Origin of the sequence: Streptomyces aurantiogriseus (genome assembly GCF_014649375.1) — a bacterium.
Lineage (GTDB): Bacteria > Actinomycetota > Actinomycetes > Streptomycetales > Streptomycetaceae > Streptomyces > Streptomyces aurantiogriseus.
On record NZ_BMSX01000015.1, the window covers coordinates 1 to 16529 of the forward strand.

Here is a 16529-nt window from a genome sequence, read left to right on the forward strand (position 1 = left end):
GACGGCGAGTCGGTGCGCTTCTCCACCCCGCGCGAGGCCCTGGACCGCGGTATCGCCACCGTCTACCAGGACCTGGCGACCGTCCCGCTGATGCCGGTGTGGCGCAACTTCTTCCTCGGCTCCGAGATGACCAAGGGCCCCTGGCCCATCCGCCGCCTCGACATCGAGAAGATGAAGAAGACCGCGGACGAAGAGCTGCGCAACATGGGCATCATCCTCGACGACCTCGAACAGCCCATCGGCACCCTCTCCGGCGGCCAGCGCCAGTGCGTGGCCATCGCCCGCGCCGTCTACTTCGGCGCCCGCGTCCTCATCCTGGACGAGCCCACCGCCGCCCTCGGCGTCAAGCAGTCCGGTGTCGTGCTGAAGTACATCGCCGCCGCCCGCGACCGCGGCCTCGGCGTCATCTTCATCACCCACAACCCCCACCACGCCTACATGGTCGGCGACCACTTCAGCGTCCTGCGCCTGGGCACCATCGAACTCTCCGCCGACCGCAGCGAGGTCAGCCTGGAAGAGCTCACCAACCACATGGCCGGCGGCGCCGAACTCGCGGCACTGAAGCACGAGCTGGCCCAGGTGCGTGGCGTCGACGTCGAAGAACTCCCCGAGGAGGAGGACCTCAGCGCCCCCGTCGCGGCCACCGCGCCGGAGGGCACGTAGATCGGCTGCCATGGCCGGGACGGCTCGGCCGCCGAGATCCGATCGATCCCGGCGGGCGCGCACACCGGTCCTGGCGCGGGGACACCCTGTCGTCCGGGCAGGTGACGCGACCGGCGGACCTGGTCGGCCACCGCATCGACCACCTGAACAGCGGTAACGTGGCAGACGTCCCGCGCCGAACAGGGCCGGGACCGTGACCCAGGGCGGTCGACCGGCGAACCACCAGGACGATCACGAGTGAGGCTGCCGCCATGTCCGACGTACCTCCGTCCCAGGCCCGTTTCGGCACCGACCGCTATCTGCCGATCGCCGAGCACGGCCTGATCGGCGACCTGCGTACGGTCGCCCTCGTGGGCACCGACGGGACCATCGACTGGTACTGCTGTCCCTCCTTCGACGCGCCGAGCGTGTTCGGCTCCCTGCTGGACGCCGAGCGGGGCGGGGCGTTCGAGCTGGCCGCGGCGGTGCCGGCGCGGACGAAGCAGTTCTACTTCCCCGACACCAACGTGCTGATCACGCGCTTCCTCACCGAGGAGGGTGTGGCCGAGATCCAGGACTTCATGCCGGTCGCCGACGAGGCCTCGGCCGCCGAGCAGGCGCGGCACCGGCTGATCCGACGGGTGGTGTGCGTACGCGGCCGGCTGCCGTTCCGGGCCCGGATCGCACCCCGGTTCGGCTACGGCGCCGATCCGCACACCGTCGGTCGGCTCGACGGCATGGTGCTCTTCGAGTCCGCCGGCCTCTCCCTCACCCTGACCTCGACGGTGCCCGTGGAGTGCGACGACCAGGGCGTCACGGCCGAGTTCACCCTCGCCCAGGGGCAGAACGCGGTCTTCGCGCTCGACCGGGTCGGCGCGGCCGTACCGCCCCGCTCCTGTTCGCATGACTCCGCGGAGGAACAGTTCACCGCGACCGTGGCGTACTGGCGGCGCTGGCTGGCGCAGTCCGGCTACCGCGGCCGGTGGCGGGAGATGGTGCACCGCTCGGCGCTCACCCTGAAACTCCTCACCTATGCCCCGACGGGCGCGATGGTGGCCGCGCCGACCACCAGCCTGCCCGAACAACTCGGCGGCGAACGCAACTGGGACTACCGCTACCTGTGGGTGCGCGACGCCGCCTTCTGCGTGTACGCCCTGCTGCGGCTCGGTTTCACCGGTGAGGCCGAGGCGTTCATGGGCTTCCTGATGGCCCGCGTCGACCACAACGGCGGCAACGCCTCCGGCCCTCTGCGGGTGCTGTACGGCATCGACGGCCGCGCAGAGGTGTCCGAACGCGAACTCCCCCATCTGGAGGGCTACCGGCGCTCCGCCCCGGTCCGGGTCGGCAACGCCGCCGGCGACCAGCTCCAGCTCGACATCTACGGGGCCCTCATCGACTCCGTCTACCTGTACGACAAGTGGGGCAAGCCCATCTCCAGCGACCAGTGGGACGCGGTGTGCGGCCTGGTCGACTGGGTGTGCGCGCACTGGGACCAGCCCGACGAGGGCGTGTGGGAGACCCGTGGCGGCCGCAAGAGGTTCCTCTACTCGCGCCTCATGTGCTGGGTGGCCATCGAGCGCGGCATGCGTATGGCCCGCCGCCGCGGGCTGCCCGCCGACCTCGTCCGCTGGGGCGCCGCACGCGACACCATCTACCGGCGGATCATGGACAAGGGCTGGTCGCCGGCCCGGCAGGCGTTCGCCCAGCACGAGGACGACGACGTGCTCGACGCTGCGGTGCTGATGATGCCGCTGACGAAGTTCGTCGCCCCCACCGACCCCAAGTGGCTGTCCACGCTGGACGCCCTGGGCGAGGACCTGGTCTCCGACTCCCTCGTCTACCGCTACGACCCGCAGGCCAGCCCCGACGGGCTGCGCGGTGACGAGGGCACGTTCTCCATCTGCTCGTTCTGGTACGTCGAGGCCCTGACCCGCGCCGGCCGCCTGGACGAGGCCCGCCTTGCCTTCGAGAAGATGCTCACCTACGCCAACCACCTCGGTCTGTACGCGGAGGAGATCAGCCACACCGGCGAACAACAGGGCAACTTCCCCCAGGCCTTCACCCACCTGTCCCTGATCAGCGCGGCCTACAACCTCGACCGCACCCTGGGCTGACGTTCCGGGCGATGACGTGCTCCACCAGCTCGGGGCCGGCGTGGGCCAGCAGCACCTTGCCGCTCCGGAGCTGTGCAGTGGCAGCCGCCCGCCGAGCCTCGCGGAGAGGTGAGCGATGCGGCTGTGGCCGAGTGATCAGCCGGCGCGAGGACACTTCGTCGTCATCGCGCCGGGTGTGGTGCACTGGGAGGAGGACGGTAGCGAAATCCAAGGACCTGCGATGAAGCCGCCTCCCTTCACGTACTGCGATCCCGAATCCGTCGATGAGGCCGTCGGGCTCAAGAGCGAGTACGGCATCGACTCCCTCGTCCTCGCGGGCGGACAGAGCCTTCTCCCCCTGCTCAACATGCGGCTCGTCAGGCCGGAGGCACTGATCGACATCAACAGGATCGGTGACCTGCAGAAGATCGAACCCCGGTCCGACATGCTGGAGGTCGGCGCCGGGGTTCGCCAGTACGAGTTGGAGAACCACCCACAGGTCGGCCGACTGATCCCACTGCTGCCGGAGGCCACCGGCTGCATCGGCCACCTCGAGACCCGCCACCGCGGCACGGTCGGCGGCAGCCTGGCGCACGCCGACTCCGCCGCCGAGCTGCCGTGCACGGCGGTGACGCTCGACGCGACGGTGGTCGCGCGAGGGCCGTCGGGCACCCGCACCATCGAAGCCCAGGACTTCTTCCGGGGTTGGACGACCACGGCCCTGGAGCCCGAGGAGGTCCTCGTCGCCGTCCGCTACCCGGTGCCGCCGCAGGCCGCGGGCCACGGCTTCGTGGAGGTGGCCCGGCGCGTGGGCGACCTCGCGCTCGCCGGCGCCGCCGCGGTGGTGAACCTCGACGAGGACGGCCGGTTCACCTCCGTCTCCGTCGGCGTCCTGGGCATCTCCGACACGCCGGTCCGCGCCTGGGCGGTGGAGAGCGCGCTGATCGGTGAGGCCTCGACCGCGGAGAACATCGCCAGGGCCGCCGAGGAGATCGTGCCCTCGGTGACCTCGGGGGACGACCTGCACGCCACGCGCGCCTACCGCCGGCACCTCGCCCGCCTCGTGGTGCGGCGCGCGATCACCGCGGCCGTGGCACGCGCCCATGAGAGGAGCGACGGGACGTGACGACTCTCAGCGCCGCCCGGTACGGCACCACCCGCCGGACCGTGACCGTGCGCGTCAACGGGCGGGACGTGACCCGCGCGGTGTCGACGCGCATCACGCTCGCCGACTTCCTGCGTGACGAACTCGACCTGGTCAGCGTGCACCTCGGATGCGAGCACGGCGAGTGCGGATGCTGCACGGTCCTCTTCGACGGCCACTCCGTGCGCTCCTGCCTGATGCTGGCCGTCCAGGCGGACGGGCACGCGGTCGAGACCGTCGAGAGCCTGTCCGTCGATCCGGCGAAGCTGCACCCCATCCAGGAGTGCTTCGCCGAGGAGCAGGGGCTGCAGTGCGGCTTCTGCACGCCCGCGATGCTGCTGCGGACCAAGGAGATCATCGAGACCGGTCGTGAGCTGACCGATGCCGAGGTGCGCCACGAGATCTCCGGGATCCTGTGCCGCTGCACCGGCTACCAGAACATCGTCAACGCGGTCCAGTCCGCCGGCGCCAGGCTCCGCGGCCGCGCCGCGGGAGGTCGTGACCCATGACCTACACGTACATCGGCAAGGACCGCAGACGGGTCGAGGATCCCCGGCTGCTGGTCGGCCGCGGCGGGTACATCGCCGACCTCGGAGTGCCGGGCATGCTGCACGCCGCGATCCTGCGCAGCCCCCTGCCGCACGCGTGGATCAGGTCGATCGACGCCACCGAGGCACTGAGGCTGCCGGGAGTCGTCGCCGTGCTCACCGGCGAGGACTGCAAGGCGAGGATGAACCCCTGCATGAGCTTCGGCCCGGCCACCATCACGCAGTACCCGCTGGCCGTGGACAAGGTCCGCTACGTCGGTGAGGCCGTGGCGGCTGTCGTCGCGGAGAGCAGATACCTCGCCGAGGACGGGGTGGACCTGCTGAAGGCCGACTACGAGGAGCTTCCGCCGGTCACCGATCCCATGGCGGCCATGGAGCCCGGGTCCGCCCTGCTGCACGAGGAGCACGGCAGCAACATCGGCTACGAGCGGACCTTCGAGTTCGGCGACGTGACCGCCGCGTTCGCCGGGGCCGACCTGATCGTCGAGGACACCCTGCGCTGGGGGCGCTCCGCCGGAATGCCGCTGGAGACCACGGGCGCGGTGGCGCAGCCCGGCTTCAACGGCGTACTGGAGATCTACTGCAACTCGCTCAACTTCAGCTACTTCGTCTTCCTGATCGCGGCCACCCTGCGCATTCCGTCGAACAAGCTGACCCTGAGGCCGGTCCCGGCGGGCGGCAGCTTCGGCAGCAAGCTCGCCGCGCACAAGGTGCCCACCCTCGCCGGTTTCCTGGCCCTGCAGACGGGTCGCCCGGTGTCGTACGTCGAGGACCGGATCGACCATCTGGAGAACTCGGACCACCACGGGTGCGACCGCATCTACGAAGCGCGCATGGGCTTTCGCGCCGACGGCACGATCGTCGGTCTCGACATCGACGTCGTCGACGACTACGGCGCCTACATGCAGTTCGGTGTCGGCCACCACGGGAACGCCTTCTCGCAGGTCGTCGGCCCGTACCGGTTCCGGGACGTGAGGTACCGCCTGCGGGCCGTGGTCACCGACAAGTGCCAGCAGGGCGCCTACCGCGGCTTCGGCTCCGAGGTGCACAACTGGGTGCTGGAACGGCTGGTCGACGAGGGGGCGGCCCGGCTCGGGCTCGCCCCGGAGGAGATCCGCCGCCGCAACTTCATCCAGCCCGACCAGTTCCCGTACAAGATCCCCGGCGGCAACCTCTACGACAGCGGTGACTACCCCGCCGTCCTGGACAAGGCACTGTCGATGATCGACCTGGACAGGTGGCGCGCCGAACAGAGACGGCTGCGCGAGGAGGAGGGCCGTCACATCGGCATCGGCCTGGCCACGACCCAGGAGCGCAGCGTCTTCAGCGCCACCGAGTTCTGGTTCCTGCTGGAGAAGCCCACCTTCCCCCTCACCTCCAGCCCCGAGAGCGCGACGGTGACGATCGACCCCACCGGGCAGTTCCAGCTTCTGCTGCACTGCCAGTCGATGTGGGGCAACAGCCCCGAGACGGTGGGCGCCACCCTGCTCGCCGAGGAGTTCGGGATCCCGCCGGAGAGCGTCAATGTCCGTTACGCCGACTCCGCCCACGCCCTTCCCGGCACCGGCCCGGGCGGCAGCCGCTACACCGCCATGGTGGCCGGTGCGATCCGGGGCGCGTCGCGCAAGTTGCGGCAGAAGCTCGTCCACATCGCCGCGCACACCCTCGAAGTGGCCCCGGAGGACCTCGAACTCGTCGACGCCCGCGTCCAGGTCCGGGCGGCACCGGAGACGGGCCTGACCATCGCCGAGCTGGCGGCCACCGCCTACTTCTTCGCGCTCGGCCTGCCCGAGGGCATGACCAGCGGACTGGAGGAGTCCTTCACCTACGACCACCCGTACACGACACTTCCGGCCCCGGACGGCTCGGACCTCGGCGTCTTCTACCCGATCATGGGCCATGCCTGCCACATCGCGGTCCTGGAGGTCGATCCCGACACCGGGATGGTCTCCTTCCTCGACTACGTGGCCGTGCACGACGCCGGGACGATCGTGAACCCCAAAAGCCTGGGCGGCCATGTCACCGGCGGCGCCACGCAGGGCATCGGGACCACGCTCTACGAGGAGCTGGCCTACGACGCGGACGGGCGGTTCAGGTCCTCGACCTTCAGGGACTACCTGATCCCCACCGCGGTCGAGGCCCCGGCGTTCCGCATCGGGCACGTCCAGACGCCCTCGCCGTTCACCGAGTACGGCATCAAGGGCGGCGGCGAGGGCGGGCGCATGGTGGCTCCGGCTGCCGTGTCGGCGGCCCTCGACGACGCTCTGCGGGAGTACGGGATGCGGGTCCGGCAGCTGCCGGTCAAGCCCTGGGAGATCGTGGCGACGGTGCAGGCGGGGCGCACCGCGCAGGGGTGGGTCTGACGTCCGCCCACCCCACGGCCCATGACTCCGGACGGGTCAAGGGGCGAGCGGCAGGTCCTGCTCGGTCCAGATGCATTTGCCCTCGTCGAGATGGCGAGTGCCCCACCGCTGGGAGAGCGCGGCCACCAGGTGCAGGCCCCGGCCGCCCTCGTCGGTGTACGCGGCGCGCCGGATGCGTGGGCTGGTGAGGCTGCCGTCATAGACCTCACAGATCAGCGACCGGCTGCGCAGCAGGCGCAGGCGTATCGGGCCGCTGGCATGCCGGATCACGTTGCCGACCAGCTCGCTCACCAGGAGCTCGGTGGTCATGGCGAGTTCGTCCAGACCCCAGACGGCCAGCTGGCTGCGCACGTACTCCCGGGCCTGGCCCGCTGCCCGCGGGTCGTCCGGAAGGCTGCACGAGGCGACACTGTCGGCAGGTGTGCCCCGGGTGTGGGCCACGAGCAGGACCGCGTCGTCCTTGGTCTGCTCACGGTCGGGCAGCAGAGCCGACACGATGACGTCGCACAGGTCGTCGAGGCGCCGGGTGTCACCGTGCCGGGCGGGGCCCGGGAAGTACGAGGTCCGGGCCACCGCCCAGGCCAGCGTCTGCCTGAGCTGGGCGAGTCCCTGGTCGATGTCGCGGGTGGCGGATTCCACGAGGCCGTCCGTGCAGAACACGAGAAGGCTCTCCTCCGGCAGGCGCAGCTCGTGCGTCTCGAAGGGAGGTTCGGCGGCGCCCAGCGGAGGGTCACCGGCCAGCTCCGGGCAGTGGACCGTCCCGTCGGGATGGACGATGGCGGGCGGGAGATGACCGGCCAGGGAGAGCGAGCAGGTACGGGTGACGGGGTCGAACACGGCGTACGAGCAGGTGGCGTACTTGTCGTCGCCGAGGGCGGAGACGAGTTCGCTGAGGTGGCTGAGGAGCTCGTCGGGACCGAGTTCGAGGTCGGTGAGGGCGCGGACCGCTGTGCGCAGCTGCCCCATGATGGCGGCTTCGGCGATGCCGTGTCCCATGACGTCGCCGATCACGATGGCGACCCGGTCGCCGGAGAGCGGGATCAGGTCGTACCAGTCGCCGCCCACCTCTTCGCCCCTCCCCGCGGGCATGTAGCGGGCGGCTGCGGAGGCGGCCGGCAGGGAGGGCAGTGTCCTGGGGAGCAGGCCGCGCTGGAGTTCCTGGGCGCGGGTGTGCTCCACGTCGTACAGCCGGGCCCGCTCCAGTGCCTGCGCGATCAGCCCGCTCAGGGCGATCAGCAGGGTGCGTTCCTCCTCGCTGAAGGCGCGCTGCTGGGAGAAGGAGACGACACAGCAGCCGATGGCGTGCCCGGAGGCGATGAGCGGAAGGAAGGCCCATGCCTTCTTGGCCGACGTGGCGACGAAGCTCTCGAACTGCGGATAGCGCCGGACGTACTCGGCGGGCGATTCGATGAATCCGGGAGTGCGGGTGCGGAACGTCTCGGTGATCGCCATGTGGCTCGTGAGCGGGATCCCTTCGATCTGGCGCAGGAACTGCTCCGTGTATCCGACGGATCCGACCGCGTGCAGCCGGCCACCCGAGAGCGCGTGGACCACCAGCCCGTCCGCGCCGAAGGGCGGCAGGACATGGTCGGCGACGGCCTTGACCACGTCGCTCGATGTGACGGCTTCGGACAGCGCCGCGGTCAGCTCGCTCATCCGGGCGGTCCGCTCGCCGGCCGGTCGTCCGGCTTCCCCTTGCCGCTCCTCGGTGACGTCGGCGAAGTAGATCGTCAGGCCGCCGCCCGGCAAGGGGACCAGCCGGACGTGGTGGACGCGCTGATCGGTCGGCCGGTGGAGATCGAAACTGATCGGCTTCCGCTCGGCGGACGCCCGTCGGCACTGGGCTTCGAGGCCGGGGGCGCGTCCTGCGGGAATGTCCCAGAGAGTGCGGCCCAGCAGGGTCCAGCCGGGGCCGAGGAGACGCTCGGCCTCCTTGTTGACGAAGGTGATCCGCCAGTCGTCGGCGACCGTCAGGAATCCGTCGCCCATGTCGCGGAGGGTGGCGACGACCGGACCGTACGCGGCGTGTGTGTGCGTCGGGCCCCACAGCGTACCGACCATGCGGGCGGAGGTGCCGTCCTGACCGGGCTCGATGTGGCCGCGGGCCCGCACCCACCCGAAGGTGCCGTCGCTGTGGTGCACGCGGAATTCGGTGTCGTACGCCGTCCCGCTGTCGAACGCCGCACGGATGTCGGCCGTGAAGGCCGGCACGTCCTCGACGCCCGCGAGGTACCAGCCGAGGTCCGCGCTCTCGTCGAACGCTGTAGGCGACTCACCGGACATGTCGACGAGCGGTTGGGTGAGTGTCACTGCCCCCGTCGCGGCGTCGTACTCCCAGTGCCTGATCTCCACCGCGCAGGGCACCTCCCCGCCGGGCACGTCGATCGTGGGCGACCCGCCGGGCGCCGGGACGAGGCCCGACGGCGTGCGGGGACGTTGCTCCAGGTGTCCGGCCGCCCACGCCGCCACCGAGCCGAGAAACGACCGCTGGGCGGGATCCGGCTCGTCGGGCCCTGCCGCGAGCACGGACAGCGCACCGATGCGCCCGCCGGCACCGACCAGCGGCACCGCCGCGGTACCGGAGGCCCCGACCCCCATGCTGTCCTCGGCCACCCAGACGAAGGCACCGCTGCGCAGGGCGCGTGCCGGGGCCACGTCCTCGTCCTCGTGGAGATCCGCCCATGCCTCGGCGATCTCCGGCGCGAGCCCGCTGGCCGCCACCAGGCGCAACCGACCGGACCCGGGGTCGCGCCAGTGCACGAAGCCGCCGAGGCCACCCAGGTCGGCGGTCGCCTGCTGAAGTGCCACGCTCAGGGTCTCGGCGATCGACAGCCCGTGTTGGGCCGCAAGCGGGCCCGGCCGCATCGCCTCCAGCTGCTCGATGCGGCTTCGGGGCCTCGTGTTCCCAGCCGCCACCTCGTCTCCTGAAAGGTCGCGTGTCAGGCTCCGGTCGTGCCATGACCCGTCATCGAACACCCGGGACACCCGCGCGGCGCTGCCGTCGTACGCATGGGAGATTGTCTTGTTGGCAGTACTGCCACTGTATCCCTGACGTGCCCGGACGCGATCAGAAGCCAGGAGCGACCAGGTGCTCGCCGCGGGCCGTCCCTCCAGCACCGGTGTCGGACACGTTCCGCAGGTGCCCTGCTCGCAGGAGGACAGCACGTCGGCGCAGCGCACCGCCTCCAGCACCGAGATCTCCGGGGTGACGGTGACCGTGCATCCGGTACGCCGCGGTTCCACCTCGAACGGAGTGCCCCGCACCGGCGCGGTCCGCGCGCCGCCGGTTCCACGGCCCGGCTGGGCACTGCTGAAGCACTGCGAGTCGGTACGCATCGAACGCACCACCCGTCTGCAGCAGGTCAGTCATGCCCGACGGGAGGTCGGCCCTCGCGCGTTCCGATCCCCTGGTCGGCAACGGCTGGATCTACGGCCGTGACGCCGAAGCGGCGCTCGCCTGACTCAGCAGTCGATGGTGACCCCGGGCCCGGCGATCCGGGACACACAGGCGCACATCTGACGGCCCTCGGCCCGTTGCCGTGGGGACAGGAACACGTCACGGTGGTCGACGGGTCCGTCGGCCTGCAGGATCCGCACGCGGCACAGTCCGCACTCGCCGCGCAGACAGTCGTACATGATCTCGACGCCCGCCGCCTGCAAAGCGTCCAGCATGCTGGTGCCGACCGGCACCTCGACCGTCACGCCGTGGCGCTCCACGGTGACCCGGTACGGACGGGCGGGATGGTCGCCGCTCGTTGGGGTGGCGGTGCGGTGTGCCGGTGAGTTCGATGCGCTCGACGCGGCGGGCCAGGGCGGTCAGGATCGCCTCGGCCTCCAGGCGGGCCACGTGCTGGCCGATGCACTGGTGGAGGCCCATGCCGAAGCCGACATGACCGGAGGGGTCGCGGGTGAGGTCGAAGCGGTCGGGGTCGTGCCAGCGGTCCGGGTCGCGGTTGGCCGCGCCGAGGAGCATGAGGATCTTCGTGCCCGCCGGGACGACCGTGTCGGCGATCGTGACGTCGGTGGTGGCGGTACGGAAGAAACACCGGCGACTGCCAGCGCACGGCCTCGTCGAACGCGGTCCGCGCCAACTCGGGCCGCTCCCGAAGCCGCTGCCATTCCTCGGGGTGGGTGGCGAAGGCGTACAGGCAGGCCGCCAGGCCGTGCACGGTGGTGTCGACGCCCGCGGCGAGCAGGGAACGCACCACCAGCGGCGCCTGTTCGTACGTCAGATCGCCACGGTCGGCGGCGGCCCAGATCCGTGCACCGAAACCGTCCTCGCTCAACGCCTCCCGTGCGCACTGGGCGTTCACCCACGCCGACAGCTCGGCCACCCGGTGCGCGTCGGCCGCGACGAGGTCGTTGCGCGGTCCGAAGGCGTTGAAGGCCATGTTGCCGTACGGCAGCAGGTTCTCCCTTCCGTCCGGCCCGAGGCCCACCGCGTCCGGAAAGGCACGCAGCGGGAACGCCTCCGCCAGCGCGGTGAAGGCGTCGAGCTCGGTTCCCCCGGTGAGGACTTGCTCGACGAGTTCCTCGGCCACGGCCTGCCACGCCGCACGCAGGCGACGCAGCGCCGGCGGGGCGAGGATCTCGCGCAGCACCCGGCGCGGGGCGTCGTGCCGGGGTGGGTCGGCCTCCAGCAGCAGGCTGGGCGGGCGCCACGGCTTCTCGTGCCGGAAGTCGGCCAGGCCCACGCCCGAGCAGGTCAAGAGGGGCACCCTCGCCCGCTCATCCGACCGGCGGGCCGCGCCGCACCGACAGGTGCCGACGCAGTTCAGGGGTGCCCCCGTTCCGGGCGCGATCAGACCGCGGCGAACCGGAGACGCTCGACGACCTTGCCGCCCTCGCGCCGGGTGAAGGTGGCCGACCGCTTGCCCAGCTGGGTGCCGCGGATGGTCACGTTCCAGCCGGGACGAATGTCGGCGGCGACCTGCAGCAGGTGGTTGTCGGGGCTGGTGATGCTCACCAGAAGATCGTCCTTGGCGTACGGGTCGATGTCTACGTGGAGATGTACGGGAAGGCGACCTACACGATCGACGAACACATCGCCGCCATGAAGGACATCCTCGTCGAATACCCCGAGGCCCGGATCGTGCAGCACTACCCGAACGTCGCGCAGGGCGACTGGACCGCGACCATCGGCCACTACAACCTCGAAGGCGTCAACGTCTGCACCATCGCCCGCCATCACAGGGGGCAGATGGTCGAGGAGTACCTGTTCACGCGACTGCTCGCCGACGGCCAACGACGCGCTCGTCAGCCGTTATGAGAGCCTCGACGCGCAGACGCGCAGACAACTGACGGTCGACCTCGGTTTCCTGCCCGCGGCGGTCGATGTCGCCACGGTGGCCGGCGTACGGCTCGCGGAGTTCGCCCACCACACCTGGGACGTGGAGGTCGCCTTCGATCACAAGGCGCCCCTGCTCTCCGCTCTGACCGGACTGCTCCTCGACCAGGCCGGCACCTTCCTGAACTTCCTCGGCAAGGCCGACGCCCTGGACGCCCGCCCGCTCCGCATAGCCGTCCACACCACCGCACCCGAGCGCACCTTCGGACTGGAGGTGGGGAACGCGATCACGCTCACCGATGAGCCGGACCAGCCCGACGCCGTCCTGAACGCACCGGCCGAATGGTGGCTGCGCCTCACCACCGGGCGCCACGCGCCCGCGTACACGCCGAGCGAGGTGTCTCTGGCGAGCACCTCCCTCACCCTCGACGACCTGCGACGGGTCTTCCCCGGCTTCTAGCCGGCGCCGGCCGGCACCGCCGAACGCGGGCGCCCGCCCGCTGATCGCTGAGGAAGCCCACGTTCCCGCGCCCACTCGCCCTCTCAAGCGGGCGCGGGCTCGACGAGGTCGGTCTGCGCGTTCAGGTCACGCGGCGTTGAAGCGGTATCGGCCCGCCCTGGCCCGGTAGACCTTGTAGGACGCGCCGCCTGATGTGCCGTACCGGACGAAGGCGACACCGCGGGGCGCGGTGACGGGCTTGTCCTGGGTGGGAACCCAGATCTCGGCCTCCGTGTTGTACGGGATGGTCACCGCGAGGTCGATCCTGCCGTCCGGGCGGCGGTGCCACTCCGAGGACACCTTGCCCCGCACGGTGTCGATCGAGGCGCTGACGTGGTCGAGCGTCGTGGGCGACAGGTCGGTGTCCTCGGTGTTCTTCGGCACCCGGCTGTTGACCGCGGCCGCGGGGATGTACGGGCGGATGCGCAGCGACTCGTACGCCGTCGCCGTCGGCCTGATGCCGGCCAGGCCCTGGTAGAACCAGGTGGCCACGTTGGAGCGGTAGTGGTGGTTGACCGAGAGCCGGTCGGTCCACTGTTCCCACAGCGAGGTGGCGCCCTTGGCGATCTGGTGGACGTAGCCGGGCAGGCCGGTCTGCGTGACGGCCTTGAGGGCGATGTCCGTGTAGCCGTACTCGCTGAGGATGTTGAACTCGTAGCGCGAGCCGTACATGTCGTTCTGGATGTGCTGGTCCGCCGCCACGATGCGGTCGGCGAGCAGCTTGGCGAGGGCCTTCTTGTTCTCCGCGACCGACTTGGTGCCCGCCAGGTAGCGGGGGTCGTCGGTCTTCAGGTCCGAACCGGGGACCAGGTCGAAGGCGATGGCCAGGGTGTTCTCGCTGGAGATGCTGCCCTGGGTGAAGCAGCCCTTGGACGCGTCCCAGTAGTTGGTGATGAACGCCTTGCGCAGCGTCCGCGCCAACCTCGCGTAGTGGGCGGCGCGTTCGGTGCGGCCGAGCCTGCGGCCCACCTCGTCCATGTAGTCGCAGAAGTGGATGTAGAAGGCGAGGCTGATGACGGCGTTGCTGCCGGGGCTCTCCGCGCCGGAGTAGGCGCCGAGGGAGGCTTCGAACCTGTAGTCGTTCTCGGCGGTGAACAGCGTCTCGTAGTACGTCAGGAGCGTGTCCTGGTGCTCGTACAGCTCGGCGAACAGGCTGCTGTTGCCGTAGTACGTGTACAGCTCCCACGGCATCACGAAGTACGCCGAGTCCCAGGCCGGCACCGCCTTCCACGCGGCGTTCCAGCCGGGGGTGCGGTCGTAGCCGTATCCGCCCTTGGCGATGGGGACGAACATGGGCAGCTGGCCGGTGGAGATCTGGGTGTCGGGGAAGTGCCGCAGGTAGGTGGTGAAGAGCGCGTTGACGTCCCAGGTCAGGGACTCCGACTCGGAGCTGGCCATGGCGTCGCCGGTCCAGCCGTTCTTCTCCCGTGACGGGGTGTCGGTGGGCTTCTGCACCAGGTTGTTCTGCTCGGCCCACTCCAGGTTGTGCTGGAGGCGGTTGAGCAGGGCGTTGTCCGTGGTGAAGGTGCCGGTGCGGGCGAAGCCGGTGCGGGCGACGCCGACCGTCAGTACGTCCGCGTCCCGCTGGAGGTCGGGGGCCCGTCCGAGGACGGCTTCGAGGTTGTGGACCTCCAGGTAGCGGAAGCCGAAGTGGCTGAACTGCTGTTCCCAGGTCTGCGTCGACCGCCTGCCGAGGGTGTAGTAGTGCGTCTGGAGGTTGGCGTCGTGCTGGAAGTTCTCCTCCTCGACGGAGAGCGGGGCTGCCGTCGTGCCGTCGCCGCCGGTGATCCGGTTGCCGCCGCGGATCCGCAGGGTGAGGCCCTCCTTGTCGGGGCGTATGCCGGTGAGCTGCAGACGGACCAGGCCCGTGAGGATCTGGCCGTAGTCCAGGATCCAGACGCCCGAGCCGGGGGCGGTCTCGGTGAGCGAGACCGGGTGCAGCGTCCGGTTGACCAGCACCGGCTCCGCCTCGTGGGCTCGCAGGACGGCCGGCTTGAAGCCCTCGGGGACTGTCGTGGCCGGGAGCATGCCGTGGTACTTCGGCGCGGGGCCGGAGCAGCTGCCCGGAGGGTTCAGCACGGTGGCCGGACGCCAGTCCCGGTCGGCGCGGTAGCCGGCCGAGCGCCAGTCACCCAGCTGGTCGGCTCGGCGGGCGTCGTACTTCTCCCCCGAGTACACGGAGTCGAAGGTCGTGGGCCCGTCGGCGCTGAGCCAGTCCTCGTCCGTGACGAGCGTGGTGGCGGAGCCGTCGGTGTAGGTCACGACGAGCTTCGCGCGCAGGCGGGGCTGGCCGACGTAGGGGGCGAGCTGCCAGTACCACTCCTGGGGTGTGGTCACGCCGTACCAGCCGCGCCCGAGTTCGGCGGCGACGACGTTCTCCCGGCCGGCCTCCAGCAGCGCGGTGACGTCGAAGGTGTCGTACAGGACCGTGCGGTCGTAGGTGCTCTGGTCGGTGAGCAGCCGGGGCACGGTGGTCCGGTCCCGGGTGGCCCGATTGCCGTCGACGGTGATCGGGTCGCCGTTGACGGTGAAGGTGACGTTGCCCGCGGCGCTCAGGTGCAGACGGGCCTTGGCGATGCGCCGGCCCCGGGGCAGGGTGAACGCGCGGCGCAGCACCGGCGCCGGGTTGGCGATGGGCAGCACGGTGTTCCTGGCGGGGATGTAGGGGTTCTTGGGCGGGAAGGTCAGGCCGGCCAGGGTGCCGATGCCCGCCTCGAAGGGGTTGGCGCCGGTGGTGAGGTCGACGGAGAAGTCGGGGGCGCCGGTGCCGGAAACCCTGACGCTGCGGACGGTGGCCGAGGTGCCGCCGGCGAAGCCGAAGCTGCCGTGGCGGCGGATCTGGTCGCCGGTGAGCGTACGGCTGTCCACCTCCACGCCGTTGACGGTGGTGGTCACGGTGAGTCCGCGGGCCGTGACCTGCACGGTGTGGTCGCGGGTGGCCCAGGTGTCCTTGGTCAGTCCGGTCGAGGCGGGGAGGGTGACCGTACCGACGGGGACGCTGCGGGTTCCCTCGGTGGTGGGGTTGGTCTCGCTCTGCGGGTCGTAGTGGTTCACGCCCCAGTCCGGCTCGGAGGTGCCGTCGTCCACCCAGGTGTTGCCGGCGTAGTGACTGGTCCTCATCACCAGCTGCATGTCGTCCCCGGACTGCCGGACGGTCCAGTTGAGCCCCTCGCCCCAGGTCTTGCCCACGGGTTCGGCGCGCAGCAGCAGGGACAGCCCGCTCGCGGCGTCGGGACCACCGCGGAAGACGACGGTCGCGGTCAGGTCCTTCCAGTCGTGGTCCTGCGCCTCGCGTCCCCCGATCCAGCGGGCGCCCGACCAGTCCTTCTCGCCGTTCAGCAGGCCGGTCTCCCACACCGCCGGCTCGCTCCAGGGACCGGGAGCGCCCTCCTCGTCCCAGATGCGCACCCGCCAGAAGTACGCCTGCTCCGACTGCAGCGCGCCGCCCCCGTAGGCCACTTCGGTGCTGTTGGAGCCCGCCGTGCCCGCCACCTTGCCGCTGCGCCAGACATCCGCCCTGCCGGGCCTGGTGCCGACCTGGATCTCGTACGCGGTCTGCCTGGCCACCGGAGGCACCCAGCTGAACGCCGGCGCGGTCTCTGTGCCCAGGGGCGCGACGCGGGAGTTGACCTGCAGATGCGCGGGCATCGAACGGCGTCCGCCGGATGCCGCCCCGCTCGCCGCCACGGCGTTCGGCGCGGCGGCGAGCGGGAGGGAGGTCCCGGCTGCCGCCGCCGTCATGATGCCGAGCATGTGTCGGCGGCTCAACGCACTTCTGTTCTCCTCGGCCACGGCTCTTTCCTTTCGTACGCGCACAGCGGGATGTGCAGGCAGGGGACGGCGATCGACGCCCCGTGAGGTATTGCCGCGCTGGGGACGGGGGCGTCCCTCCCCCCCACCGCACCTGGGTGCTCGTGACTGCGCGCATGGGCGGCGGCAGGCAACCAGAGGCC

Annotated in this window: 11 protein-coding genes and 1 pseudogene; 7 read left to right on the forward strand and 5 right to left on the reverse strand. The window is 70.8% G+C overall.

Annotation, left to right across the window (positions count from 1 at the left end; all coding sequences use genetic code 11):
• The 5 genes from IE263_RS28485 to IE263_RS28505 form a co-directional block, all read left to right on the forward strand.
• A partial coding sequence (locus IE263_RS28485) for an ATP-binding cassette domain-containing protein (RefSeq protein ID WP_189940683.1) occupies nt 1-663 on the forward strand: 663 nt, incomplete at its 5' end.
• A 251-nt stretch (nt 664-914) separates the two neighbouring features.
• Entirely contained in the window at nt 915-2756 is a 1842-nt protein-coding gene (locus IE263_RS28490; RefSeq protein WP_189940684.1) for a glycoside hydrolase family 15 protein, read from the forward strand.
• Between the two features lie 220 nt (nt 2757-2976).
• Nucleotides 2977-3861 carry an FAD binding domain-containing protein gene (locus IE263_RS28495; protein WP_189940685.1) on the forward strand — a complete coding sequence of 295 codons (885 nt, stop codon included), beginning with the start codon at nt 2977-2979 and terminating at the stop codon, nt 3859-3861.
• Nucleotides 3858-4388, forward strand: a complete 531-nt coding sequence (locus IE263_RS28500) for a (2Fe-2S)-binding protein (protein WP_189940686.1) — start codon at nt 3858-3860, stop codon at nt 4386-4388. The genes IE263_RS28495 and IE263_RS28500 overlap by 4 nt, the downstream gene beginning before the upstream one ends.
• Nucleotides 4385-6790 (forward strand): xanthine dehydrogenase family protein molybdopterin-binding subunit, encoded by a 2406-nt coding sequence (locus IE263_RS28505; RefSeq protein ID WP_189940687.1) that lies wholly within the window; start codon nt 4385-4387, stop codon nt 6788-6790. Before IE263_RS28500 ends, IE263_RS28505 begins: the two co-directional genes overlap by 4 nt.
• A 36-nt stretch (nt 6791-6826) precedes the next feature.
• Here IE263_RS28505 and IE263_RS28510 read toward each other — a convergent pair whose 3' ends face one another.
• From IE263_RS28510 to IE263_RS28530, 4 genes and pseudogenes are all read right to left on the reverse strand, one after another.
• Nucleotides 6827-10126, reverse strand: a complete 3300-nt coding sequence (locus IE263_RS28510) for a SpoIIE family protein phosphatase (RefSeq protein WP_229911206.1) — start codon at nt 10124-10126, stop codon at nt 6827-6829.
• A 126-nt stretch (nt 10127-10252) separates the two neighbouring features.
• Nucleotides 10253-10492 carry a 2Fe-2S iron-sulfur cluster-binding protein gene (locus IE263_RS28520; protein WP_229911207.1) on the reverse strand — a complete coding sequence of 80 codons (240 nt, stop codon included), beginning with the start codon at nt 10490-10492 and terminating at the stop codon, nt 10253-10255.
• Between the two features lie 157 nt (nt 10493-10649).
• Nucleotides 10650-10802: pseudogene (locus IE263_RS48810) on the reverse strand (cytochrome P450); the annotation flags it as partial.
• Between the two features lie 789 nt (nt 10803-11591).
• Nucleotides 11592-11756 (reverse strand): hypothetical protein, encoded by a 165-nt coding sequence (locus IE263_RS28530; protein ID WP_189940690.1) that lies wholly within the window; start codon nt 11754-11756, stop codon nt 11592-11594.
• Between the two features lie 36 nt (nt 11757-11792).
• Here IE263_RS28530 and IE263_RS28535 point away from each other — a divergent pair, with 36 nt between their 5' ends.
• Together IE263_RS28535 and IE263_RS28540 are read left to right on the forward strand one after the other, a co-directional pair.
• Nucleotides 11793-12059, forward strand: a complete 267-nt coding sequence (locus tag IE263_RS28535) for a hypothetical protein (protein ID WP_189940691.1) — start codon at nt 11793-11795, stop codon at nt 12057-12059.
• A 76-nt stretch (nt 12060-12135) separates the two neighbouring features.
• Nucleotides 12136-12537, forward strand: a complete 402-nt coding sequence (locus IE263_RS28540; protein WP_189940692.1) for a hypothetical protein — start codon at nt 12136-12138, stop codon at nt 12535-12537.
• A gap of 126 nt (nt 12538-12663) precedes the next feature.
• Here the strand turns inward: IE263_RS28540 and IE263_RS28545 are convergent, their stop codons facing one another.
• Nucleotides 12664-16344, reverse strand: coding sequence for a family 78 glycoside hydrolase catalytic domain (locus IE263_RS28545; RefSeq protein ID WP_229911208.1), 3681 nt, complete (start codon nt 16342-16344; stop codon nt 12664-12666).
• Between the last annotated feature and the right edge of the window lie 185 nt (nt 16345-16529).

What these genes read in the sequence shown, in the direction of transcription:
- IE263_RS28495 (WP_189940685.1), top strand. Translation starts at nt 2,977, where the DNA reads ATGAAGCCGCCTCCCTTCACGTACTGCGATCCCGAATCCGTCGATGAG.
- IE263_RS28490 (WP_189940684.1), top strand. Translation starts at nt 915, where the DNA reads ATGTCCGACGTACCTCCGTCCCAGGCCCGTTTCGGCACCGACCGCTAT.
- IE263_RS28505 (WP_189940687.1), top strand. Translation starts at nt 4,385, where the DNA reads ATGACCTACACGTACATCGGCAAGGACCGCAGACGGGTCGAGGATCCC.
- IE263_RS28510 (WP_229911206.1), bottom strand. Translation starts at nt 10,126, where the DNA reads ATGCGTACCGACTCGCAGTGCTTCAGCAGTGCCCAGCCGGGCCGTGGA.